The sequence below is a fragment of the Asanoa ishikariensis genome, from assembly GCF_900107455.1.
GTDB classification, from domain to species: domain Bacteria; phylum Actinomycetota; class Actinomycetes; order Mycobacteriales; family Micromonosporaceae; genus Asanoa; species Asanoa ishikariensis.
The window spans coordinates 343,717-367,023 of sequence record NZ_FNQB01000005.1 but is presented as its reverse complement, the minus strand read 5'-3'; the positions used below and the strand labels follow the sequence as shown (position 1 = coordinate 367,023).

Sequence of the window (23,307 nt, the reverse complement as noted above, 5' to 3'; positions counted from 1 at the left end):
TCGGCACGACCTTCCGTCGCAGGTCACTGGGCGGGCCCGACGAGGATCCGAACGCCCGACCGCAGCCGAGTTGCGGTCACGGTCGGCGAACATCTCGGCCACCGCCCGATCTCGGCCACTACAGCTGGCAGAAGCAGCGCGCCCGCCAAATCTGGAACCGGCCGCGACAGCAGCGACCTCATCACTGTGGGCGTGGCCAGGGTACGGCTGTCCGGATAGGTCACCCGGCGTTGATCAGTGGATGTGTCTCCCCGGTCAGCCCGGTCAAGGCCATTGCCACTTCGTCAAGGCTTGCTTTGACGTAGGAGGCTGTCGATCCGCTGTTCCCGCCGTCGGTATGGCCGGCGAAGGCGCGGGCGACGGCCTGACCGTAGTTGCGCTCGACCCAGGTCAAGGTGGTGTGCCGCAACCAGTGCGTGCTGATTTGTTGGGTGCGGACCCAGGGCAGGCGGCTGCCGATGCGGTGCCACAGGTGGTCGTAGCGGCGGGAGGTCAACGGCCGCCCGTTGCGGTAGCGCAGCAGACTGCCGTTCGCGTCACCGTCGCCGCGCTCGCCGTGGTGGGCGAGCAGGTGCCGCATGAGGGTCGGGGAGACGGGCTGCCATCGGGTCGTGCCGCCCTTTTCCCGTAGGTAGATCAGGCACAGCTGCGGGTCCAGGTCGCGTGGGCGGAGCGCGAGTGCGCCGCCGCGGCGGCAGGCGGTCTCGGTGTGCAGGCGCAGCAGCAGGCAGTCCAAGACGGGGTCGTCGCCGGAGATGGCCGCCACCGCGTTGATCTCCGCGAGGCGGGCGTCACCGACGGCGCGGCGGGTGCTGGGCAGCCGGCGAGGCTTCGCGACCTTCCGTGCCGGGTTCTGCGATTCGCGGATCAGGCCGTCCGCCTCGGCCCGCCGATACAGGCAGCGCAGCGCGGCCACCAGATGCTCGGCCGCCGACCGGCCGCCCCGCCCGTTGCGGCGGGCGACGACCCCGGCCTGGATCCGGCCGCGGAGCGCTTCGATCTCGGTCGGTGTCGGCTCGTCGAGGCGCCGGTCGCCCCAATGCTCCACGACCCGTTTCCAGTACGAGCTGTACGCCTTGCGGGTGCCCGGGGAAACCGCCGCCGCGACCACCGGCACGTACTCGGCGAACGTCGGCAACGCCCGATCGGTCCCCCGCCCCGCCGTCAGCTCATCGAGAGAGATGCCCATCCGTTCCAGCAGCAGCCGGGCCGCCGCCAGGTCCGCGTCCCGTCCAAAACTCTGGCTCATTTCTGAGCACCCCCGTGGCCGGCGGCAGACGCGGCGTCCAGCAGCCGGTCAAGGACCGGCAGCGGGTATCCCGTCACCACCGCGGTGCGGCGATCGGCGACCAGCAGCAGCTGATCCCCAGTGGCCAGCCGGCACCAGCGGCGCACCGTGAGGGCAAGGATGAGGTAGCCGCGGCGGTCCACCCGGGAGCGGCCCTCACCCGCGACTCGGAGGGTGATCACCCCAGCGCGCTCGCTGACGGCCAGCCGGGTCCCCGGCAGCCAGCCGAGCTCGGCCAGGATGCCGCGGGCGCCGATCCGCCCGCTCCTGTCCACCGCGGTCAACGCGTAGACGGTGTCGGCTAACCGGGTGCCGTCCGGGCCCAACACCGGCAACGGCAACGGACCCAGCCGCAGAGAATGTCTTCCGGCGGTGGCGGCCGACCCCGGTGTGCGGGGCAGGACGGCGGGCACCAACGAGGCGGTCACGACGGCCACCCCCGCCGCCTGGCATCGATCGACGGCATCGTCACAAGCAAAAGTGCGTGTTCAGAGATCTCTGAACACGCACACCTGAATTTGCGCACCAGCGCGGAAAATCTGTGTCCGAGGGGGGACTTGAACCCCCACGCCCTATACGGGCACTAGCACCTCAAGCTAGCGCGTCTGCCATTCCGCCACCCGGACTTGCTGCGTGCACCCAGTTTACCGGGACGCACGGGCGAAACTGTACACGACAGGTTGGGGGCGGCGACTCGGGGGGCAAAACCGCTCGCGTGTCACTCCCGTACCGGCGGAGACTGCCTGGCATGACGATCATCCGGTTGAATCCTGAGGGTTTGCACCATACGCCCGGTTATCACCATGTCACTGTCGTCGACGCCGGGCGGACTGCTTACCTCGCTGGTCAGTGTCCGCTCGACGAAGCCGGCGATCTCGTCGGGGGCGGTGACGTGTTCGCGCAGGTCGACCAGGTCGTCGCCAACACCCGAGCCGCTCTCGCTAGCGTTAACGCGACCCCCGAAGACGTCGTCCGGACCGTGATCTACGTGACCGACGACGCCGACCGTAGCCTCGGGGACGTTTGGCGTCGCCTGCTCGACTCTCCGCTCGCCCCCGCCTTCACCTCTGCCAGCACCCTGCTCGGCGTCTCCCGGCTCGGCTTCCCCGGCCAGCTGATCGAGCTCGACGTCACCGCGGCACTAACCAAAGATCAGTGACCCCGCCACGTAACCGACAAGCCCTTCCCCACCGGGACCGTCGCTGACCGGCACCGCGGATCTCCAGCCACCAGCGCCAGAAAATCGGCTACCTCCGACGGGTGGGACAGGACGTTGTCGACCGCCAGCACTCCCCCGGGGCGCAGCACCCGCAGCGGGTGTGGCCACCAGCTCGCGTACTCCACCCGCTCCGCGTCCAGGAACAGCATGTCGACGCTCCCTGACGGTAGGTCCGCCAGATAGGCGCCGGCCTCGAGCAGGCGGAGATCCACCGACACGCCCGCGCGACGCAGGTTCTGCCGCAGCCCGGGCCACTCCTGCGTGTCGACGCTGACCACCCGACCACCGACATCGCGCGCCGCCAGGGCGAGCCAGATCGTCGAGTACCCGTTGGACGTGCCGATCTCGACCACTCGCCGCGCGCCGACGAGGCGGACGAGCTGCGCCAGCAGTGCGGCGGTGTCCGGTTCAAGGTTGCGGCGGCGCAGGAAACGGTCGGGCTCTGCGGCGTCGTGGTGCACGCCGTCGGCGTAAAGCTCAGCGAGTAGGGCCTGCATCGGCTCGTCCATCGCGCACCTCAGGAGAAGTCACGGACGGCGACCGGCGTGCCGCCGTTCCGCAACGACCGTACGCCTGCCTCGCTCGCCGCGGTGGCCGCGAGTCCATCCTGGAGGCCTGGTCCACCTACGAAACCATGCGAACAGGCCGAGACCCAAGCCTGGACCTCGATGTCGTACGCCGGTGCGAAGCGCACCAGAAAGTCCGGCGCCGGCGAGGCGGGCACGAATGCCGAATCCGTCTCACCTACCGCCTCGCAGCGCACCTCGTACCCCACCTGGCTGTTGACGAACACCTCAGTCGTCGCGATGCCGCCGCCCGCCATCCGGAAGATGGCCACCTGCGGGTCCTGCACGCCTGAGGGAGCCAGCCCCGAAGCAGCAGGCGACAGCACGCTCACCGACGCGATCTCGTCCGCGAACAGCCACCGGCAGATGTCCACCTCGTGCACCAGCGAGTCCCGCACGATCATCTCGGACGTGAACGACGCCGGGGCCGACACGTTGCGGTGGATGTTGTGCAGCAGCAGGAGCCGGCCCAACGACGGCAACAACCCATGGAGCCGCGTGTACGCCGGGTCGAAGCGCCGCATGAAGCCCACCTGGGCCAGCGGGCGTGGCAGGGCAGCCTCGGCCGCGACCAGGCGTTGCGCCGACGCCACCGTCAACGTCAACGGCTTCTCGCACAGCACCCACTTCCCAGCCGCCAGGCAGGCCAGCACCTGCTCCTCATGGGCCGCGCCAGGTGAAGCGATCAGCACCGCGTCCACGTCGGCAGAACCGATCAGCGAGAGCGCCGACGAGAACACCCGCACGCCCGGCAGAACGGCCCCCGCCCGCCCCGGAAAGGGGTCAGAAACGCCCGCCAACACCGCGCCGGTAACTCGGGAGGTGAGCCGACGCGCGTGGTCGGCGCCCATGACACCGACGCCGACCACTCCGACGCGCAGCGGACCGCTCACGAAGCAGTGTCCGGCGGCACCGCCACGCCGCGCAGTTCGTGGCTGAGCTCCGCCAACTCGTCGCCGCCGGCCATCTCCGCCGCCAGTCGGTCCAGGGTCAGCTCGTCGCGGTGCGCGTCCAGCACGACCCGGCCCAGCTTCAGGATGACGAAGTGGTTGCCGACCAGATAGGCGTGGTGCGGGTTGTGGGTGATGAAGATGACGCCGAGGCCGGCGTCGCGGGCCTTCACCACGTAGCGCAGCACCACCCCGGACTGCTTCACCCCCAACGCGGCCGTCGGCTCGTCGAGGATGATGACCCGGGCTCCGAAGTAGATGGCTCGCGCGATCGCCACACACTGCCGCTGCCCGCCGGACAACGACGCCACCGGCCGGTCCAGGTCAGGAACCGAGACGCCCATCTTCGACAGCTCGGAAGCGCAGATCCGCTTCATCGCGGCGATGTCGAGCGTCTTCAGGAAGCCCTTGCGCAGTTCGTTGCCGAGAAAGAAGTTGCGCCACACCGACATCAGCGGCGCCAGCGCCAAATCCTGATAGACGGTTGCGATGCCCTGAGACTGCGCGTCCCGTGGTGATCCGAAGTGGACGGATTGACCGTCTAGCAGCACGGACCCGGAGGTGTGGGCGTGCAGGCCCGATACGATCTTGATCAACGTCGACTTGCCGGCGCCGTTGTCGCCCAGTACGCAGGTGACCTCGCCCTGCCGCACCGACAGGCTGACCCCGCGCAGGGCATGCACGTTGCCGTAGCTCTTGCCCACGTTCTCCAGCTCGAGGATGGTCATCGCAGGTCCGCCCGCCTCTTGACGTACAGGTTGACGATCGTCGCCAGCAACAGCATCACGCCGAGGAAGGTGCGGAACCAGTCCGGGTTCCAGCCGGCGTAGTTGATGCCGAGCTGGGCCATCCCGAAGATGAGCGCGCCGATCGACGCGCCGACCACCGAGCCGTAGCCGCCCGTGAGCAGGCAGCCGCCGATGACCGCCGCGATGATGAAGATGAACTCCTTGCCGACGCCCTCGCCCGACTGCACCGTGTTGAACTGGAACAGCAGGTGCATGCCCGACAGCCAGGCACAGAAGCCCACAGCCATGAACAGCCCGACCTTCGTCGAGCGGACCGGCACGCCGACGGCCCGGGCCGCGGCCGCGTCGCCGCCTACCGCGAAGATCCAGTTCCCGATTCGGGTACGCAGCAGCACGTACGCACCGATCAGAGTCAGCACCAGCCAGTACAAGATGGTGATCTTGAAGTTGATCGGGCCGATCGTGACCTGCGACGCGAAGACGGCGTGGGCGCTGGCGAAGCCGTCCATGTCGCTGATGCCGGCGCTGGCCACGTTGCCGGTCGCGAGTCGGGTCACGCCGAGGTTGACGCCCTGGAGGATGAAGAACGTGCCGAGGGTGACCAGGAAGCTCGGCAGGCCGGTGCGCAACAGCAGCCAGCCGTTGAACGCCCCGATCGCGACCGCGAGGACCAGCGAGAGCAGCACGCCGACCCAGACGTTGAGGCCGAAGTTCCAGGCGAGCAGCGCCCCGGACAGGCCCGCGGTGGTCACCGCGACGCCGGCCGACAGGTCGAACTCGCCGCCGATCATGAGCAGGGCAACGGGTACGGCCATGATGCCGATCGTCGACGCTCCATAGAGGATCGTCCCGATGTTGGCCACGTTGCGGAACGGCTCGGCGACGGCCATGAAGAGCAGGAAGATGACGACCGCGGCGACCAGCGAGCCGACCTCGGGCCGGCTGAGCAGGCGGGCCGCGAGCGGCCGGCTGGCGACCCGGTCGTCCTGGGTCGCCAGCGGGGCTGTCGTGGTCACCGCTTGCCGTTGTTGGCGTACTGCTCGACGGACGCCACGTTGCCGCTGTCGATGAACGCCGGCCCGGTCAGTGTCGCCTGGCCGCCGCCGATCGTGTTGCCGTTGGTCTTGTAGAGCCAGAGGCTGTCGACGGCGAGATAGCCCTGGAGGTACGGCTGCTGGTCGACGGCCCACTGCACCGTGCCGGCCTTGATGGCGCCGACGAGCTCCTTGTTGGTGTCGAACGTGACCACCTTGGCCTGGCTGCCGCTGTCCTTGACCGACTGCACGGCGGCCAGCGCGAACGGCGCGCCCATGGTCAGCACCCGGTCGATGGCCTTGTCCTGCTGGAGCTTCGAGGTGATCGCCGCCTGGACGCCGGGCATGTCCGTGCCCGTCACGTACACCTTCTCGGTGTTCGGGAAGCTCTCCTTGGCGCCGTCGCAGCGCGCCTCGAGGCCGACGTTGCCCTGCTCGTGGATGACACAGAGGGCCTTCTTCCCGCCGTCTGCGGTGATCTTCTGCCCGGCTGCCCGGCCAGCGATCTTCTCGTCCTGGCCGAAGTAGCCGAGCACGCCCATGCCTTGCCAAGCGTCGATGCCGCCGTTGAGGGCGACCACCGGGATGCCGGCCTGCGCGGCCTTGGTGACGTTGGCCTTCATCGCGTCGGGCTTGGCCAGCGTCACCGCGATGCCGTCGACCTTCTTGTCGATCGCGGACTGCACCAGGTTGGCCTGGCCGGGACCGTCCGGGTCGGCCTGGTACTGAAGCTCCACATTGTCCTTCTTGGCCGCGTCCTCGGCGCCCTTGCGGACCAGGTCCCAGAACGTGTCGCCGGGACCGGAGTGGGTGATGAACGCGACGGTCATTCGCGGTGTGGTGGCGGCGCCGGCGGCGGGTGCCTCAGCGGTCTCCTGCTTGCCGCCGCTGGAACTGCATGCCGCCAGGGTGAGCGCGGCCGCGGCACCGATCGCCAGCAAGGACGTCCGGAGTTTGTGCGTCATTTCGGGTCTGCCTCTCTCCATCCGCCGCGTCGTCGGGGCGGGTACGGATTGGGTTCATGCGCCTGTGATGTCCGCGAGGGCGATCGGGCGGCCGGTCGCCCGGGACAGCTCGCACGCCTCGGCCACCCGGAAGGCCTCCAGGGCGTCGCGGACGGTGCACGGTGACGGTGCGGCGCCGCGGGCGACGTCGACGAACGCCGCCAACTCGGCCCGGTACGCGGGTTGGAAACGGTCCATGAAGGACCAGTGCCGGGGGCCGGCCGGGAAGTTGACGCCGGACTCGGCCGAGTCGAGGGCGAGTGAGTGGTCCAGGCCCACGCCGAGTGAGCCTTTCTCACCGAGCACTTCGAGGCGGACGTCGTGGCCGGCGCCGTTGTAGCGGGTCGCGGAGACCAGCACGATGGTGCCGTCATCGAGGGTGAGCAGGGCGCCGCCGGTGTCGACGTCGCCGGCCGCCGTGAAGAAGTCGGCGCCCTGGTTGGCGCCCGTGGCGTACGCGGTGGCCACCTCGTGTCCGGTGACGAAGCGTACGACGTCGAAGTCGTGCACCGAGCAGTCGCGGAAGATGCCGCCCGAGGTGGCGATGTAGGTCGCGGCCGGCGGCGCCTGGTCGTGGGTGTTGGCCCGGATGGTGTGGACGAAGCCGAGCTCGCCGGCGCGCACCGCCGCCTGGACCCGCCGGTAGCCGGCGTCGAACCGACGTTGAAAGCCGATCTGCACGGGTACGCCCGACCGCTCGACCAGAGTCGTCAACGCGAGGGTCTCGGTGAGGGTGGCGGCGACCGGCTTCTCGCAGAAGGTGGGTATGCCGGCGGCGACCCCTTCGGACAGCAGCGCGGCGTGCGCGGGGGTGGCGGCCGCGATCACCAGGCCGTCGATGCCGGCGGCGAGCAGGGCGGTGGTGTCGTCGGCAACCGCGACGCCGAGCTCGGCACCCAGCGAGCGGGCGGCGTCCACATCCGCGTCGGTGACCACGAGCTCGTCGACGGCGTCGAGTGACGCCAGCGTGCGGGCGTGGAAGGCGCCGATCCTTCCTACCCCTACCAGGCCGATGCGCATCGCGTTCACCTGTTCCGTCGCTCCGTCGAGGACTGGGGGTAGCGTGCACTTTGGTCGATATGACGGTCAAGCATTTGTTCCAACATTTTTACGTCAGGTCAATCGATGTGGCGAGGTAAAGTGCGGTTCATGGCCCTACAGGTGGCCGTGACGATCGACCGTTCGTCGCCGGTGCCGCTCTACCACCAGCTCGCCGAACAGCTCCGTGCGGCGATCGACGACGGGCGCCTGCAGCCCGGCGACCCGTTCGAGAACGAGATCGCCCTCGCCGCCCGCCTCGACCTGTCCCGACCGACCGTCCGGCGCGCCATCGCGGAGCTCGTCAGCCAGGGCCTGCTGCTGCGCCGGCGCGGGCTGGGCACGACGGTCGCCAACCGCAAGGTCCACCGGCGGGCCGGCCTGACCAGCCTGTACGACGACCTCGCCGGCCGTCACCCGAGCACCGTCGTGCTCGGACACGAGCTCGTGCGAGACGAACGCATCGCGGCGGAGCTGGACCTGCCGCCCGACGTCGACCTGCTCTCGATCGTGCGGCTGCGGCTCGCCGGCGACCAGCCGCTGGCGCTGCTGCGCAACTGGCTGCCGCCCCGCTCGGCCGGCGTGACCCGCGAGGAGCTCACCTCCCACGGCCTCTATCCACTGCTGCGGGCGCGCGGCGTGCGGGCGGTGGTCGCGCACCAGGAGATCGGCGCCCGCACCCCGACCGCGTTCGAGCGGCGACACCTCGGGCTCAAGGCGACCGAGCCTGTGCTGACGATGACCCGCAGCGCCTTCGACGCGGCCGGGGTCGCCGTGGAATACGGGGATCACAGCTACCGCGCGCGGGACTACACCATCGACGTCACCATCGACGAGCGTTAGGCTGCCGCGATGAACCGCGCGCTGCTCGCCCTGGTCGCCCTGGTGTGGCTGGCCTCGGTCGCCATGACGGTGACCGGCTTCCAGAACGGCCTGAGCGCGCCCGGCCGCTGGAGCGGCTTCGTGGTGATGCTCGTGGTGACGGCGCTGGCCACCGGGCTGGTCGTGGTCGCCGCCCGCCGGCTCCGTTCACGCTGACCGCCCCGGACGTCATCCGCGCCGCCGAGGCGCGGCGGGGTAATACCCGCCACCGCGTCAGTTGGTCGTCTCTATTTGGGGCTGACGAACGTCCCGCGTCCGACGAATGTCACCACGAGACCCTCTTCGCGGAGCACGTCCAGGGCGGCACGAACGGTTCCTCGCGCTACTCCGTACGTTTGCTGCAAGGTGGTCTCGGATGGGAGCTTGTGACCGGGCGGCCACTCCCCCGAATTGATCTTTGAACGGAGCACGTTGGCGAGCTGTTCAAAGAACGGCTCTGGCGCCCACTCGTCGATCACGCCCCGATGCTGTCACTTGTCCATCCGGGCCAACCTGTCTATGGTGTTTGTTCAATAGACAGGCTGTACAGGATGTACAGGTCATCGTAAGCTCATCCCGTGTCGAAGCGACAATGGCGGACCCACGCTCATACCGTCTAGCGGCGCTTCGCTGCCCCGACAGACCAGGGAGGACGGACAGTGGAGCGACTGGCCGAGCACCCACCATGGTGCGAACGCGCAGACTGTCACACGGCCGGCATGCATGTATCGCAACCAGTGTCGGCCGGCAACGCCAACGACCTCGTAGGCATTGAGGCAACACTGCTCAGGCTCGATGCACATGCCATGACGCTGGTCCAGCTGGCTTTGACGGACGACGACGTGACGACCGTCATCACTGTTTCGGGAGCACAAGCCGAGATGCTCAACCAGGTTCTCGGCAAACTGCTGTCCGCTTGATCAAACAGTGGCCACGGTCTGGCCATGCACTCGATTCCCGAGTTGGCACCCGGCTGGAGTGCACGGTACAGACCCTCCGGGGCCTCGACCTTCACGGTCGAGGCCCCCTTTACGCCTGGGCCGTTCACGATCTCTGCTCGGCCACCTTCGAGATCGAGCGACTCGGGCGGCGGGCGTCACTCGCGTCAACGCGGTCCGAGATATCAGCTAAATCCGGCTGCGCGGGGGGACGGCGGCTGTAGGCAATGAACGAAAGCGGTGAGTTGCCGGGGGGAGCTCCTGCTCAAGGAGCTGTCGGGCTACTGGGCGGCTCGACATAAACTAGGTCTACCTGGGGTGTTGGGCAGGGTGGACCCGGCCCAGCCCCGGCCTGGCGACGCGGAGTCTGGGCCGGGCTCAGGGCCGACAACAGGATCGGGTCCAGGCCGACCCGTCCCAAGGCCCTCATTGCTGGCGCACGCTCAGACGGTTGCCCGATCAACCGCCAGGGTGAAGCCTTACGTGCGATGAGGAGGTACTTCCCTAGTTTCGGTCGAGCAGCTAGCGATATGAGTGTCTTTGGGGCGCTGGGGTGATCGATTCCAGCTAAGGCAGCTCAACTCGTCAGCGGGTCCCTGCGCGGCCGACACAAGCCTGCTGCACGGTCCAATGTCGGTCCAAAGGGTTCCCTGTTGGGTCGCCAACGACCGAATTTGCGAGCGAGGTACTCAACGGTTACCTCACAGCAAAGGGCTGTTGGGTCACGCCCGCGGCGCGCCATCACACATTGGTTTCCCCAACATGGGGTGTGCGGTCGCACCGTCGTGCTGTTGGGTCACGCCGTCGTGCTGTTGGGTTGTGGCGTCGCGCCGTTGGGTGCCACAGGGCGCGGCGCTGTTGGGCTGTTGGGCTGTTGGGCTGTTGGGCTGTTGGGCTGTTGGGCTGTTGGGCTGTTGGGCTGTTGGGCTGTTGGGTCGTGGCGTCTGGACGCTCGGCGCTGACGTGGGGGCCCCTGGGCTGCAATGGCATGCCACCGGCGAACCCACGCAGCCCAAACAGCCGCATACCGCTCTGGGAAGACGGAGTAACCGCTCGGCGATGAGGAGCCCGTCGGCTACCCCGATCCGCGTCTGTTGAGTTGTCTCACCTCGCGGGGACACGTGTTGGGCGCTGTTAGAACCGACGGTGGACTGACCAAGACCGTCTGATTCATGAGCCGTCACGGAGGTCGGTGAGGCGTTCGATTACGAAGCGGATCTCGTCGAACGTCACACCGCATCCGTCGCCGGTCGGCGACTGGCTCTCGAGACCGATCCGATCGCGCAAGGTCTATTCGTCGAGGGCGAATACGCGGATCAGCTGCAGATGAACGCGAGCCCGACCGCGAATACGCTGGCGACCAGAACGAGACGCGGTCCGCGTGGACGCTGCCCGATAGCCATCGACCCTCCAAGTCGCCTCACGCTACGTGCGCCTAGAAACGAGACGATGAACGGCCGGGCGGGATGGTCGAAAGAGCAGGTATCGATCTTGCGCGGCCGCGGTCAGGTCTGGGCTGATGCCGGGTACGCCCGTTCGAACGGGTCGTGAAGTCGCCGCCAGCCGTCCTCGCCGCAGGACAGTTCTTCGTCGGTGAGCAGGCAGCGGGTGAGCGTGCGGTGTATGCCGACCGGGTCCATGTCGAGGCCGACGAATGCCAGGTGGTGGTGTCGGTCCTCGTAGTACGGATCCCAGTCGAAGGCGGCGAAGAGGCGGCGCTGCGGGTCGACGTCGCGCCAGTGCCCGTCCGGCAGGTCGGCCAGCCAGCCGCTGACCGGGCCGATAGTGACAGTGGCCGTGGATTCCCAGGACAGGACCAGGTCGGGTCGGCTGGCGAGCCAGAAATGGCCGCGGGAGCGCAGCACCTGGTCGGTGAGGTCGTCGAGGGCGTCGTGGAGCCGGCCGGGGTGGAACGGGCGGCGGGCCCGAAACACGCAGGACGTCACGCCGTGCTCGGGCAGCGGTTCGTGGACGCCGACCACCATGCCGCTCAGCCCCCGGGTGGTCGGCGACGGCGGGACGCGATGGTGGCCCGGCCGGACGAGCAGGGCGGAAAGGCGACCGTCGTCGGCGTCGAGGTGGCCCGGCCACGGCGCGATGCGATGCAGCAGGACGCGCACCTGCTCGTACTCCCATGCGTCGGCCGGTTTGTCGGCGGTGACCACCACGTCGGCCTGCTCGATCTGCCGCGCCACCAGGTCGCCGATCGACCGGTCGTCGTCGGCGCCGTGCTGCAGGTCGACGGACCGCAGCGAGTCGTCGTTGGTCAGCCCGTCGAGCAGCCAGTCGGCCGCGACGGCGGTGACCATCGTGCCGAGCCGGGCGGCCCCACCGTCGCTCGACGCCGACCAGGCGGCGCGGAGCTGGTCGGGCTCGCAGGACTGTGGCAGGACGGCGATCACGTCAGGATCGTCCGGGCGGTGAGCCAGGGTGCGTAGGTCGCGAACCACCGCCTCCGGGAGGGCGCCATGACCGGCCCGCCCGAACGTCTCGTAGTGCACCACTCGGGTGGGCCCCTCGCGGTCCCGCAATGTCTCGGCCACGGCGGCGCAGATGTCGGGCCGAAACCCGAACACCATGACCACCAGCGGCCCGCTCTCAGATGCCACGGTCGTCCCATCGCGGAAAGGGGTCCGGCAAGGCGCGCCACGAATCCTCTCCCCCGGCGAGCTCCGCTGGGGTCAGCAGGCACCGGCGCAGGCCCTCGAGCAACTCGTCGAACGGCAGGTCGACACCGATGAAGACGAGCTCTTGGCGGCGATCGCCGAAGATCGGGTGCCAGTCACGCTCCAGTTCGGCGCGTTCGGCGGGATCCTGAGGCCACTCGCCGGACGCGGCGACCGGGATCGCGGCCGGTTCGCACTGGGCGTTCGGGCCGGCCTGCGACCACAGCGCCTGGACGTCCGGACGGGTGGCCAGCCAGAGGAAACCCTTGGACCGCAGCACGCCGTACCGGATGACAGCGGTCTCGAGCAGGTCCCAGAGCCGCTGCGGGTGAAACGGCTCGTGGGCGCGGAACACCACGCTGTTGATGCCGTACTCGATGGTCTCGGGTATGTGCTCGCCGTTGAGCTCGGCGATCCAGCCGGGGGCCAACTCGGCCGCAGCCATGTCGAAGCGGCCGGTGTGCAGGAGGGCCTCCGGCGGCACCCGGCCGAACGCCGCGCGGATCTGGCGGGCTCGCGGGTTGAGCCGGGTGATCAACGCCTCGACGCGCGCGAGTTCGTCGGTGGCCACGAGGTCGGTCTTGTTCACGACGATGACATCGGCGAACTCGATCTGATCGACGAGCAAATCGGCGACGGTACGGTCGTCGTCCGCATAGGCCGACAGCCCGCCCGCCAGCACGTGTTCGTCATCGACGCCGAACGCGAAGGTGGCGGCCACCGGCATCGGCTCGGAGATCCCGCTGGACTCGATGAGCAGATAGTCGAAGCGACCGTCGCGTGCGAGGCGGGCCACCTCGTCGAGCAGGTCGTCGCGCAGGGTGCAGCAGATGCAACCGTTGGTCATCTCGACCAGGCGCTCCCCGGTGCGGGACAACTGCCCGCCGTCACGTACCAGCGTCGCGTCGATGTTGACCTCGCTCATGTCGTTGACGATGACCGCCACGCGCTGGCCGTCCCGGTTGGCCAGGACATGGTTGAGCAGCGTCGTCTTGCCGGCGCCGAGAAAGCCGGAGAGAACGGTGACCGGGAGCCGGCGCGCGGGGGTCGTCACTTGGGCGCCATGACCTGGCGACCGCGGTAGAGCCCGCAGTGTGTGCAGGCCCGGTGCGGCTGCACCTTCTCGCGACGCGTGCAGGGGCAGTCGACGACGGTCGGTAGGGCCGCCTTCCACTGCGCGCGACGGTGACGGGTGTTGGAGCGCGACAGACGCCGCTTGGGCACAGCCATTGCAGGTACCTCGCCGATCGGTTCGGGAACGTGACCCTCCCATCTTGTTGAAAACGGTTTTCATTGTAAAGTCGGCCGCATGTCCAACGTCTGTGACGTCACCGGCGCGTTTCCGGTGCTTCCCTGTTACCCGCCGATGGCCGTCAACGCGGCCCGGCACGCACGGAGAAGGTGCTCGTCGTCGACGACCTGAGCCGAGCTGGAACCCGGCCCGCCAGCGTTGTGCCGGCGTACGCGGGCGAGCTCGGCGATCAGCAGCGGCCTGGCGTCGTCGGCGGCGGGTCCCATGTCCGACCACACCTGCGCGATCCCTGTGCGGGTGTGTGGGTTGGCATCCCAGACAAGCTCGAGCACCGGTGTTACGGTCGACGTCTCGCCGGCGACGTGCCACAGCGCACGGGCCGCGGCCAGCCGGAGCCAGCCGTAGGCGTCTTTGCGACGCAGAAGCTTGCGGAGTTGGCCCGCGTGCGAGGCGGCGTGGGTTCCCAACCGGCCGAGTCCGTCCGCAGCGGCGCGCTGATCGTATTGATCCCCGCCGAGGAGCCTGTCGTACACGGCCAACGCCGCGGCGACGTCACCGCCGACGGCATACAGCGCTTCGGCAGTGGTCGCGGCGACCGACCCGTCGGAGGCTGCGGCCTGCTCGCGTAGCCAGCCCATGGCCGGGGCCGCGGCCGGGCCGATGGCCGCGAGGGCCCGGACGACTGCCGAGCTCGCCGGCAGCTTCATCAGGTCGGGCACGGCTTCCGCCGCGGCCGGGCCCATAGCGCCGACCGCGTACGCGAGGTTGTCGCGCCGCTCGTCGTCGCGAAGTCTGCGAAGGCGGCGGCGGATGATCGGCAGCAGGTGGCTGGCCCGCGCACCGTAGCCGCCGACGAGCTGTCCGACATCGCGTGGCAGCCGGCGACGTTCGAGCGCCCATTGCAGCATCGGCAACGCCCGAGGGTCACCGGTGCCGGCCAACGCCTTCAGGGCCGAGCCGACCGTGGGCATGCCGTGCGCCCACTCCACCACCCACGGCAAGTCGCTGTCCATCGCCGAGTGATGCGCCTCGCGAGGGGACAGTGAGAGAGCGCCGAACAGGGAGTCGGCCGCGGGGCGGGCCAGCTCGCCCAGGTCCTCCAGCACCTGCGTAGCCCTCGACCGCAGCCCCGGGTGGTCGTCGCGCAGCCGGTCACCGACCAGAGCCACGAGCGGAGCGAAGGACCCACGCCATCCGTCGATGAGGTTGCCCGCCGGGAACATGGCGTCGAACCGGCATTCCCAGTGCGGCGAGGCCAGCAGCGTGGACAGCAGGGTGACGCGGTCCTCCACCCGGTCGCCCAGACCGTCGCTGACCGCGCGCACCAACTGCTCCGCCTGCGGGGCCTGGCGCCCGACGGCCGCGTTCTCGCGCCGACGGCGCACCGAGCCGATGAGGGTGTCGGTCGTGAATCCGGCTGGCTCCACCACCGGCGTTCCCCGCGTGTACACGGCCTTGAGCAGGTCCAGCGCGGTGCGTGCTCGCACCGTCGGCACACCAAGCCGCGTCAGCGCGGCGAGCGCGGTCACCCGCACCTGCACGTCCTCGTCGTCGTCGGCGAGCAGGTCGGCGAGCCACCCGCCGATCGCCGGTGTCTCGGCGACTTTCGCAGCGCCGTCAACGATCGCGGTCCGCACCTGCGGGTCCTCTTCCACCGCGAACCGGTCCCTCAAGAGGCCGAAGCGATCGGTCGCCTGCTCGGCGCAGACGGACAGCACGGCCGGCACGACGGCACGGACCCGTGGGTCGGGATCGTGGACCAGTGCCGTCCACAGCGGGTAGGCCTCGGAGACCGCTTGCCTCGCCTGCCCGTAGAGCCCGGGTCGAGGCTCGGGATCGTCCGCGCCGCCGATGCTCGCGAGTAGCTCGACGATCTCGCCGCGGCCTGGCCGGCCGACGTCCGCGACGATCCGCAGCAGGAACGGGATCACCGCGACCGTGCAGGCGTACACGTCGCCCTGGTGGTGGATGCTCCCGTACATCGCGTCAAGTGCGGTCTCCCGAGCCGCAGGGTCGGCCGCGGCCAGACCGCGCAGAAGATCGGGCACCTCCACCGCCGGACCGTACGCGTGCCGCATCCGGCCCCATCGCACCTCGTCCACCCCTGCGAGCAGATCCCCAGTCGCCGTCACGCGAGGATCATGCCGGACACCCCCGACATTCGACGCCGGCCGTAGCCTGCCACCACCGCGGACGGGTCCGCGTCACGCGATCGTTGGGACGGCACTCCCCTCAGCCGGGGTCGGCGCTCACGTAGATCGTCGAACCGAGCTCGGGAAGGCGTCCAGAAGGGGATAGTGGTGCCAAGTGTCCGCGCCTGGTAGGAGGCAGTGGAGTGTCGGACCTGCGCGGGCCGACTCGTGTGTTCGTCGGTAGTGCGGTGGCGATCGCGATTGCCGGTGGGGTGGCTGCACTCACCCATCAGCCATGGTTGTTTCCGAGCCTCGGGCCCGCGATCATGCTCCACCTGGAGAGTCCCAAGGCGCCGGAGTCGTCGCCGCGGAACACGCTGATCGGGCATGCCGTGGCGCTGTTGGCCGGGTACGGCTTTCTCGTCGCGTGCGGGTTGACCGACCGCCCGTCGGTGCTGGAGGGCGGCGTGACTGGTCCCCGGATCGGGGCCGCTGCCGCGTCGTTGGCCGTGACGACGCTGGTGCTTCTTGTCCTGCGGGCTTCTCATCCGCCGGCCGGCGCCACCACTCTGATCGTCAGTCTCGGCCTGCTCACGACCCCGACCCAGCTGTTGATCGCGGCCGGAGCGGTGGTGCTGGTGACCGCGGTGGACTGGCTGTTCAACCGGGTGACGGGTACCGACATGCCCCTATGGTCGGCGCGCTAACGAGCGGACGGTTGACTCGCCTCCCGCGCTTCGAAGGCCGTCCTCGAGTCCTGGATGCCGGCGGCGTTGTCGACGGCCCAACCAGCGAGGCTTTGCGCGACGCCGAGCAGGCTGATGCCGCGCGGCGTCAGGGCATAGTCGACCCGCAGCGGCTTGGTGTCCTGGACAGTCCTGGTCACCAGGCCGTCCCGTTCCAGCCCGCGCAGGGTGGCGCTGAGCATGCGTTGGGTGATGGGCTCGCTCAGTCGCCGAAGCTCGTTGAACCGCTTCGTGGAGTGGCCCAGCTGGCAAATGATGACCACGGACCACTTGTCGCCGATCCGTTCGAGTACGTCTCGAACCAGCTCGCGCCCTCGCCCGCACAGTTCCTGTGCCGCGTCGTCGGACACGGATGTGATCGGAAGGGCCATGGCAAGGAGTATACGAGAGATACCACCGTGTCGAGAAGCCATCCGCACGGTACCTCCGCTGATACCTAGGCACCTTGAAGTGCTCTCTTGTCGATGCCGCGGGTAGTCCGCACACTCGGGGAGGCAGTACGGATCAAATACTAGGTACGTGATGGACACCACTACGGAGGGGTACCAGCCATGCGAGCTGTTGGCCTATATGAGTTCGGCGGACCGGACGTCCTGCGGGTCCTCGAACTGCCGGAACCGCACGCCGATCGCGGAACGGTGCGGGTCCGTGTGCACGCGGCCGCCGTGAGCCCGTCGGACACGCTGATTCGGTCCGGCGGGCTCGCGTGGGCGATGTCCGGGACGCCTGGGCCGTACGTGCCTGGAATGGACGTGGCCGGCGTGGTCGACGAGATCGGCCCGGGGACGAAGACCGACCTGTCCGTCGGCGACCCGGTGATGGCGATGCTCCTGCCGCTGACCCCCGCCCCCGATGGCACCCTCGCGTACAGCGGCGGCAGCTACGTGGAGTACGTGGTGCTGCCGGCCAGCTGGGTGGTCCGTGCGCCGGAGGGCGTCGGCCATGAGGCCGCCTCCACGCTGCCGATGAACGGACTGACCGCACTCTTGACACTCGACCAGCTGGGCCTCGCGCCCGGCTCGACCCTCGCGGTGATCGGCGCCGCCGGAACGCTCGGCAGCTACCTGGTCCAACTGGCCAGCAGCGCCGGGATCACCGTGATCGCCGACGCCGCCCCGGCCGACGAAGCCCTCGTCCGCGAGTTCGGTGCGGCCGAGGTCGTGGCCCGCGGTCCCGACGTCGTCGACCGCATCCGGGCGCGCTATCCCGATGGCGTGGACGCCGTCGCGGACGTGGCGCTGTTCGGGCCGCGGTTGATCGACGCCGTCCGGGACGGCGGCACGCTGGTCCGGTTCCGCCAGGCCGAGGAGCCCGGCGGCTACGACTCGGTGAGCGATCGCGGGATCACCCTGCTATCGCCGTTCGTGCCCGACTACGCCGGCCGGACGGACAAGCTCGACGAGATCCGCAGCCACGCCGAGTCCGGTGCGCTCACGCCGCGGGTCGCGAAGGCGCTTCCCGCCGCCGAGGCCCACGAAGCCCACCGCCGACTTGAGGCCGGCGGCGTCCGGGGGCGGCTCGTCCTCACGTTCGACCACCCGCATTCCGCAAACTGAAGAGGAACAATGATGTCCACACGCTTTCACGACAAAGTCATTCTGATCACCGGGGCCACCTCCGGCATCGGCCGCGCCGTCGCGGAGCGGGTCAGCGCCGAAGGCGCGAAGGTCGTCCTGGCGGCACGCGGCCGCGAAGCAGGTGAGGCCCTGGCCGCCACGCTGCACGGTGAGGGCCGGGATGTGCTCTTCGTGCCTACCGATGTCACCGTCGGGGCGGAGGTGGAGCGGTTGGTGAGCACGGCTGTCGAGCACTACGGCCGGATCGACGGCGCGTTCAACAACGTGGGTGCGGCCACCGCGTACGGCCCCGTCGCCGACATCACCGAGGACGCCTGGAGCGCCGACCTGGCCCTCAATCTCAACAGTGTCTTCTTCGGACTCAAGTACCAAATTCCCGCCCTACAATCCGCCGGCGGCGGCGCGATCGTCAACAACGCCTCCAACCTTGGCGTCACAGGCGCGGTCGGAATGGCCTCCTACAGCGCCGCCAAACACGGCGTCGTCGGCCTGACCCGATCGGCGGCACTCGACACGGCCACGGCCGGCGTACGAATCAACGCGCTCATCACCGGAGGCGTCGACACCCCGCTACTGCGCGGCGCCATGGGCGCCAACCCGGCCGACAGCATCCGCGCCGCCGGCGCACTGCACCCGGTCGGGCGGATCGCGCAACCGGAGGAGATCGCCGCGTTCGTGGCATTCCTACTCAGCGACGAAGCCAGGTTCATCACCGGAGCCGCATTAGCGATCGACGGTGGCATGACCGCGGCCTAAGGACAGTCGCACGCGCGGGGTTGGGGTGGCTGTTCTAGCGAAGACTCGCCTCTGACATCTGCACTGACCCGCGCCTCTACGCCACCACGAGTGCCTGCGGTGCGGCTGCCTTCATCCGGGTACGCAACCAGGACAGCTGGATCGACGTGTCCTGTTCGCATTCCGCGACGGCGGTCGCGAGGTCGTCGTCGCGCAGCCCAGCGGCCGCTTGGCCGAGGACGGTCCAGGTGATGTCGGCGTAAGACGCCATCAGGTAGAGGTCGTGCAGGTCGCGGAGCACGCCGAGGCCACCGCCGCGGGCCCCGGCGAACAGCTCCGCGTGCAGCCGCTCTGGCTCCTGCGGGGCCTCCTGCGCGTACCGCTCGACGAACGGCGCCAGCCGCTCGACGTGCTGGTCACACTGCGCGGCCAGCCTGCCGGTCAGGTGGTGCACGTCGGCTTCCTCGGCGTGGGCTGCGCCGACCTGCCGGTAGGCGTCAGCGAGGTTGGCCTCGGCTCGGTGGAGCAGGCCGAGATAGTGGGCCACGTGCATCTCAGTTCTCCGTCCGAGCGACCCGCACCGCGGCGCTCTTGAACAGCGGTTGCTTGGAGACCGGGTCCCACGCGGTCAGGGTCAGCTCGTTGGCCGCCCGCCCGTCGGGCTCGTCGCCCCTGTCCCACCAGCCATAGTGGAACGGCAGGAACACCACACCGGGGCGTACGCCGCTGAGCCGGGCCGGCGCCGTGACGGCACCGCGCGCCGACTCGACCCGGACGCGGTCTCCCTCGCCGATTCCGGCCACTGCGGCGTCGGACGGGTGCAGCTCGACCCAGACGTCCGGGGCGGCCGCGTGGAGCTCGGGCGCGCGGGCGGTCTTGGTGCGGGTGTGGAAATGGTAGAGGCTGCGTCCGGTGACGAGCTGGAGCGGATACTCCGGCCCGGGCACCTCGGGCGACGGCTGATAGGCGGCCGCGTGCAGGAACGCCCGCCCGGCCGGTCGTTTCGCGCGGTACTCGTCGCCGGTGAACTCGGCCCCGGTGAGCAGATCCTGGCCGTACGTCTCGCAGTAGTCCGGGTCGGTGTGGAACACGCCGTCGGTGTAGAGCCGCTCGGTGCCGCCTGGGGCGTCGTCGGTGCACGGCCACTGCACGCCGCCGTCGCGCAGCTTCGCGTGCGACAGGCCGGAGTAATCGCAGGGACGGCCGCGGGTGCACTCTCGCCAGGCGTCGAAGACCTCCTCGGGCGTATGCCATGGCAGCAAGGGCTGGCCGTCCCGGTCGCGGAAGTTCATCCGGCGGGCGTAGTCGAGGAGGATGTCGAGGTCGGGTCGGGCCTCACCGGGCGGGTCGACCGCCTTTTCCGACAGGTGCACGGTGCGGTCGGCGTTGGTGAACGCGCCGGTCTTCTCGCCCCACGTGGCCGCCGGGAGCACCACGTCGGCGTACCGCGCGGTCTCGGTCAGGAACAGGTCCTGCACCACCAGGAACAGACCCTCCTGGTTGAGAATCCGGCGGATCCGGGCCAGGTCCGGCAGGGTGACCGTCGGGTTTGTGGCGCTGACCCAGAGGAACCGGATCGAGCCCTGCTCGGCGTACCGGAAGATCTGCATGGCGTGGGTGGGTGGTGACCAGGCGGGGATGATCCGCTGGTCCACGTTCCACAGCCGGGCGAGCTGCTCGACGTGCTCCGGGTTGGCCCAGTTGCGGAAGCCCGGCAGGTCGCCGTCGGCGCCGCACTCGCGATTGTTCTCCGCGGTGGGTTGCCCGTTCATCTGCAGCACGCCGGCGCCCGGGCGGCCGATCATCGCGCGAAGCAGGTGCAGGTTGTTGACCTGGCAGGCCGCGGCGGTGGCCTGGTTAGATTGATAGAAGCCCTGCAGCACGGTGGACAGCAGCCGGCGTGCGCAGCCGAGCAGCTCGGCAGCGCGGCGGACATCGGTGGCGGTCACGTCGCAGATCTCCGCCACCCGCTCAGGCGTATAGCCGCCGACGGTCTCCGCCAGGGCCTCGAAGCCGATGGTGTGAGCGGCGACGTACGACTCGTCGTACCACCCGTTGCGGATGATCTCGCGCAGCAGCCCGTTGAGCAGAGCGACATTGGTGCCGGGCCGGACGGCGAGATGCACGTCGGCCTCGCGGGCGACCGGGGTGCGGCGCGGATCGACGGCCAGCATCGCCGGCGGGTCGGTGCCGTGTCGGCGGTCGAGCATCCGGCTCCACAGCACCGTTTGGGTGGCGGCCACGTTGTGGCCCCACAGGGCGATCGCGTCGCAGTGGTCGACATCGGTGTAGGAGCCGGGCTGCCCGTCCGTGCCAAAAGTCGCCTTCAACGAAGCCGCCGCGGTCGCCGTGCACAGCCGGGTGTTGCCGTCCATGTGCGGCGTGCCGATGCCGGCCTTGCCGATGACGGCGAGCGCGTAGAACTCCTCCAGGAAGAACTGTCCGGTCGTGTAGAACCCGAACCTGCCCCAGCCACCTGGCCCGGCCAGCAGCTCCTGGGACTTCTCGACGATCCGGCCCATGGCCGTGTCCCAGTCCGTCTCGACCAGCCGGCCACCCTCACGGACCAGCGGTCGGGTAAGCCGGTCCGGGCTGTTGTTCGCCTGCCAGCCGAACAGGTCCTTAGGACCCAGCCGCCCTCGGTTGACCCGGTCGACGGCGCGCCCGCGTACCCCGGCGATCCGCCCGTCCTTGACCGCGATGTCCATCGCGTCGCCGTTGGAATGCAACAGCGACGCCGCTGGCACCCACCGGTCGACGTCACCCTCGGCCAAGCCGTCGGCGAGCTGGACATCGACCCGCACCGGCCAGTCAGCCCCGGGTCCATAAGGTGTACGCGCACCCCACGGGTCCGAGATCCGGTCAGCCACTAGCGCCGACCCAGCACTCGGGCCAGCGCGTCGCGCCTCATCTGCAAGACCATACCGGGCTCGTACCCGCACTTCTGAGCAATCAACATCCCGAAGACGACCCTTTGCTGAAGCGCGTCTGGCGGTGCCGATGGCGGCCGCGCGCCGCAAGCGATGCGACTCCGCCGACGGCGAAACCCCACGCCGAGCCTGAACGGGCATAGGTTCGAATACCAACCATCCGGCGACGGCACCGGACACCGCGCCCAGCCCACCGCGGGCCAGCTCCGCCGGGTCCGCACGGCCGACGATCGCCGATCGCCGATCGCCGATCGCCGATCTCGATATACGCCACATCGACGTCATCATGAACCCCGCCGTCAAAACAAGCCCCGATTAGCGCTACGCGGCCCCTGGGCCAGCGGCAACGAACGCGCCGCCGAGACCGAGTCCGTCATCCGCGGGGTCATCCTGAAACGCTCGTGACCTTTCAGCGTTCGAGGTTCGGCTTACTTCTGGTAGCCGTTGTTGTCGCACGTGCGGCGTTGGAAGACGCAGTTCTTCGTGCGCTTGTTCATCGTCGCCACGTCCCACATCACGAACGCGTCGCCGTGCATCGAGGAGGCGCTTTTGCCTTCCTTGTCCGAGGACAGGTAGTAGCCCGCCGACGTGCCCTTCGCCCCGTACTGGATGTCGAAGGTGATCGCGGGGATCTTCACCGGGTGGCTGCGGGGGCACCCGTTGCCGGAGCCGTACGCCACGTGGTCCTTGTGGTTCGGGCTGTCCAGGTGCTTGCCGTCCCAGCAGTCCGGGAACCCCAGCATGAAGTGCAGCGTGGCGTCGCCGCCGCAGATGGGCCAGTTGCCGTTCTTGCTGCGGGCGATGCCGTCCAGGTCGCCTGGGCCGTAGAAGGCGCAGTAGAACTGGCCGCGCGCGCCGCGTGGGGTCGGCGTTTTCTTCTTGGCGTCGCCGCTGATCATGCGTAGCCCGCTGGGCATCGGCATCTGGCCCGTCGAGTCCTTCGACAGCGCGCGGTAGTACACCCGGAAGCCCGTGGTCTCTACCGGCTTGTTGGTCGCGTTGTCGTAGAGGGTCGGCACCCAGTACGCCGAGTGGTCCTTGACCGGCTTGCACGTGGTGGCCGTGAACTTCGTCAGGTCCGACGCGACCGTGCTCGCCTTGACGGCCTTGTTGCCCACGAACGAGTGCATGTGTGAGGCACCCGGCAGGCCCGGCGCGACGATCGGGTCGTCCGGCAGTCGGTGGCTGTAGGTGCAGTCCGCGCGGAACTCCGCCAGGTTGCCCACCCCGGCCGGGACCGGATCAATCTTGAGCGCGTTGTACGCGTCGACCTGTGCCTTCCACGCCGCGCGGTCGATCGGGATCCAGCCGGACTTCGGAACCGGAGGCGGTTCGTCGGCCGGAGTCGACGGCTTGACACCCGCGCCCGCGCGAGCGCTGGCGGTGGCCGAGGGCTGCCCGGGCGCGGATGGCGACGACGGGGACGAGGACGACTCCGCACCGACGTATCCGGCGGCGTTGCTGACGTTCGTCGGGACCGGCTCGGTGTCACCACCGGACAGGTACACGGCCGCGGCCCCGACCACCAGCACGGCGGCGGCGAGTCCGGCGGTGATGCCCCACTTGTTGCGTACGATCGACAACGCGTTCACTTCCCAAAAGCAAAGAAAGCCAAGGTCGTC

At 69.3% G+C, this 23,307-nt stretch carries 24 protein-coding genes and 1 tRNA gene; 7 read left to right on the top strand and 18 right to left on the bottom strand.

Annotation, left to right across the window (positions count from 1 at the left end; genetic code table 11):
- Positions 1–220: 220 nt before the first annotated feature.
- The 3 genes from BLV39_RS38585 to BLV39_RS38575 form a co-directional block, all read right to left on the bottom strand.
- Positions 221–1,249, bottom strand: a complete 1,029-nt coding sequence (locus tag BLV39_RS38585) for a tyrosine-type recombinase/integrase (RefSeq protein WP_090803652.1) — start codon at positions 1,247–1,249, stop codon at positions 221–223.
- The gene (locus tag BLV39_RS38580; RefSeq protein WP_143050072.1) at positions 1,246–1,716 is read right to left on the bottom strand and encodes a hypothetical protein; all 471 of its coding nucleotides are present in this window, start codon (positions 1,714–1,716) and stop codon (positions 1,246–1,248) included. Before BLV39_RS38580 ends, BLV39_RS38585 begins: the two co-directional genes overlap by 4 nt.
- A 114-nt stretch (positions 1,717–1,830) precedes the next feature.
- Positions 1,831–1,914 (bottom strand) — tRNA-Leu (locus tag BLV39_RS38575).
- A 122-nt stretch (positions 1,915–2,036) separates the two neighbouring features.
- Here BLV39_RS38575 and BLV39_RS38570 point away from each other — a divergent pair.
- Positions 2,037–2,447: a RidA family protein gene (locus BLV39_RS38570; protein ID WP_090803646.1), complete on the top strand. Its 411-nt coding sequence runs from the start codon at positions 2,037–2,039 to the stop codon at positions 2,445–2,447.
- Here the strand turns inward: BLV39_RS38570 and BLV39_RS38565 are convergent.
- The 6 genes from BLV39_RS38565 to BLV39_RS38540 are packed head-to-tail and all read right to left on the bottom strand — an operon-like array spanning position 2,441 to position 7,830.
- Positions 2,441–3,016, bottom strand: coding sequence for an O-methyltransferase (locus tag BLV39_RS38565; protein WP_090803643.1), 576 nt, complete (start codon positions 3,014–3,016; stop codon positions 2,441–2,443). The genes BLV39_RS38570 and BLV39_RS38565 overlap by 7 nt on opposite strands.
- A gap of 8 nt (positions 3,017–3,024) precedes the next feature.
- Positions 3,025–3,966, bottom strand: a complete 942-nt coding sequence (locus BLV39_RS38560; protein WP_090803641.1) for a Gfo/Idh/MocA family protein — start codon at positions 3,964–3,966, stop codon at positions 3,025–3,027.
- The gene (locus BLV39_RS38555; protein WP_090803638.1) at positions 3,963–4,751 is read right to left on the bottom strand and encodes an ATP-binding cassette domain-containing protein; all 789 of its coding nucleotides are present in this window, start codon (positions 4,749–4,751) and stop codon (positions 3,963–3,965) included. Before BLV39_RS38555 ends, BLV39_RS38560 begins: the two co-directional genes overlap by 4 nt.
- A complete protein-coding gene (locus BLV39_RS38550) occupies positions 4,748–5,788 on the bottom strand; it encodes an ABC transporter permease (RefSeq protein WP_090803637.1) in 1,041 nt (346 codons plus the stop codon). The genes BLV39_RS38555 and BLV39_RS38550 overlap by 4 nt, the downstream gene beginning before the upstream one ends.
- Complete coding sequence (locus tag BLV39_RS38545; protein WP_090803636.1) at positions 5,785–6,771, bottom strand: sugar ABC transporter substrate-binding protein; 987 nt, start codon at positions 6,769–6,771, stop codon at positions 5,785–5,787. Before BLV39_RS38545 ends, BLV39_RS38550 begins: the two co-directional genes overlap by 4 nt.
- 54 nt (positions 6,772–6,825) lie before the next feature.
- A complete protein-coding gene (locus BLV39_RS38540) occupies positions 6,826–7,830 on the bottom strand; it encodes a Gfo/Idh/MocA family protein (protein WP_090804109.1) in 1,005 nt (334 codons plus the stop codon).
- 129 nt (positions 7,831–7,959) lie between these two features.
- Here BLV39_RS38540 and BLV39_RS38535 point away from each other — a divergent pair, with 129 nt between their 5' ends.
- Both BLV39_RS38535 and BLV39_RS38530 read left to right on the top strand, forming a co-directional pair.
- Positions 7,960–8,691 carry a GntR family transcriptional regulator gene (locus tag BLV39_RS38535; protein WP_090804106.1) on the top strand — a complete coding sequence of 244 codons (732 nt, stop codon included), beginning with the start codon at positions 7,960–7,962 and terminating at the stop codon, positions 8,689–8,691.
- A 9-nt stretch (positions 8,692–8,700) separates the two neighbouring features.
- Positions 8,701–8,886: a hypothetical protein gene (locus BLV39_RS38530; RefSeq protein WP_090803633.1), complete on the top strand. Its 186-nt coding sequence runs from the start codon at positions 8,701–8,703 to the stop codon at positions 8,884–8,886.
- A gap of 71 nt (positions 8,887–8,957) precedes the next feature.
- On the opposite strand, the gene BLV39_RS38525 is transcribed toward BLV39_RS38530, so the two are convergent.
- Positions 8,958–9,188, bottom strand: coding sequence for a GntR family transcriptional regulator (locus tag BLV39_RS38525; RefSeq protein WP_090803630.1), 231 nt, complete (start codon positions 9,186–9,188; stop codon positions 8,958–8,960).
- A 180-nt stretch (positions 9,189–9,368) separates the two neighbouring features.
- On the opposite strand from BLV39_RS38525, the gene BLV39_RS38520 reads away from it, so the two are divergent.
- Entirely contained in the window at positions 9,369–9,629 is a 261-nt protein-coding gene (locus BLV39_RS38520) for a hypothetical protein (protein ID WP_143050071.1), read from the top strand.
- Between the two features lie 1,523 nt (positions 9,630–11,152).
- Here BLV39_RS38520 and BLV39_RS38515 read toward each other — a convergent pair.
- From BLV39_RS38515 to BLV39_RS38500, 4 genes are all read right to left on the bottom strand, one after another.
- Positions 11,153–12,256 (bottom strand): GTP-binding protein, encoded by a 1,104-nt coding sequence (locus BLV39_RS38515; protein ID WP_143050070.1) that lies wholly within the window; start codon positions 12,254–12,256, stop codon positions 11,153–11,155.
- On the bottom strand, positions 12,246–13,367 hold the full coding sequence (locus BLV39_RS38510; RefSeq protein ID WP_090803622.1) for a GTP-binding protein: 1,122 nt from the start codon (positions 13,365–13,367) through the stop codon (positions 12,246–12,248). The genes BLV39_RS38515 and BLV39_RS38510 overlap by 11 nt, the downstream gene beginning before the upstream one ends.
- Positions 13,364–13,543 carry a 50S ribosomal protein L32 gene (rpmF, locus tag BLV39_RS38505; protein WP_090803619.1) on the bottom strand — a complete coding sequence of 60 codons (180 nt, stop codon included), beginning with the start codon at positions 13,541–13,543 and terminating at the stop codon, positions 13,364–13,366. Before rpmF ends, BLV39_RS38510 begins: the two co-directional genes overlap by 4 nt.
- Before the next feature lie 126 nt (positions 13,544–13,669).
- A complete protein-coding gene (locus tag BLV39_RS38500) occupies positions 13,670–15,697 on the bottom strand; it encodes a PBS lyase (RefSeq protein ID WP_143050069.1) in 2,028 nt (675 codons plus the stop codon).
- Between the two features lie 203 nt (positions 15,698–15,900).
- Here BLV39_RS38500 and BLV39_RS38495 point away from each other — a divergent pair, with 203 nt between their 5' ends.
- Positions 15,901–16,404, top strand: a complete 504-nt coding sequence (locus BLV39_RS38495) for an HPP family protein (protein ID WP_204082972.1) — start codon at positions 15,901–15,903, stop codon at positions 16,402–16,404.
- Here BLV39_RS38495 and BLV39_RS38490 read toward each other — a convergent pair.
- Positions 16,401–16,814, bottom strand: a complete 414-nt coding sequence (locus tag BLV39_RS38490; protein WP_090803613.1) for a winged helix-turn-helix transcriptional regulator — start codon at positions 16,812–16,814, stop codon at positions 16,401–16,403. The two genes, BLV39_RS38495 and BLV39_RS38490, sit on opposite strands and share 4 nt — an antisense overlap.
- Before the next feature lie 180 nt (positions 16,815–16,994).
- Between BLV39_RS38490 and BLV39_RS38485 the strand changes: the two genes are divergently transcribed.
- Together BLV39_RS38485 and BLV39_RS38480 are read left to right on the top strand one after the other, a co-directional pair.
- Positions 16,995–17,999, top strand: coding sequence for an NADP-dependent oxidoreductase (locus tag BLV39_RS38485; protein WP_090803610.1), 1,005 nt, complete (start codon positions 16,995–16,997; stop codon positions 17,997–17,999).
- A gap of 12 nt (positions 18,000–18,011) precedes the next feature.
- Positions 18,012–18,776, top strand: coding sequence for an SDR family NAD(P)-dependent oxidoreductase (locus tag BLV39_RS38480; RefSeq protein ID WP_090804103.1), 765 nt, complete (start codon positions 18,012–18,014; stop codon positions 18,774–18,776).
- Between the two features lie 76 nt (positions 18,777–18,852).
- Here BLV39_RS38480 and BLV39_RS38475 read toward each other — a convergent pair whose 3' ends face one another.
- From BLV39_RS38475 to BLV39_RS38465, 3 genes are all read right to left on the bottom strand, one after another.
- Positions 18,853–19,308 (bottom strand): hypothetical protein, encoded by a 456-nt coding sequence (locus BLV39_RS38475; RefSeq protein ID WP_090803608.1) that lies wholly within the window; start codon positions 19,306–19,308, stop codon positions 18,853–18,855.
- A gap of 1 nt (position 19,309) precedes the next feature.
- Positions 19,310–21,559: a molybdopterin oxidoreductase family protein gene (locus tag BLV39_RS38470; protein WP_239084035.1), complete on the bottom strand. Its 2,250-nt coding sequence runs from the start codon at positions 21,557–21,559 to the stop codon at positions 19,310–19,312.
- Between the two features lie 554 nt (positions 21,560–22,113).
- Positions 22,114–23,268, bottom strand: coding sequence for a DUF1996 domain-containing protein (locus BLV39_RS38465; RefSeq protein WP_143050068.1), 1,155 nt, complete (start codon positions 23,266–23,268; stop codon positions 22,114–22,116).
- Positions 23,269–23,307: the final 39 nt, after the last annotated feature.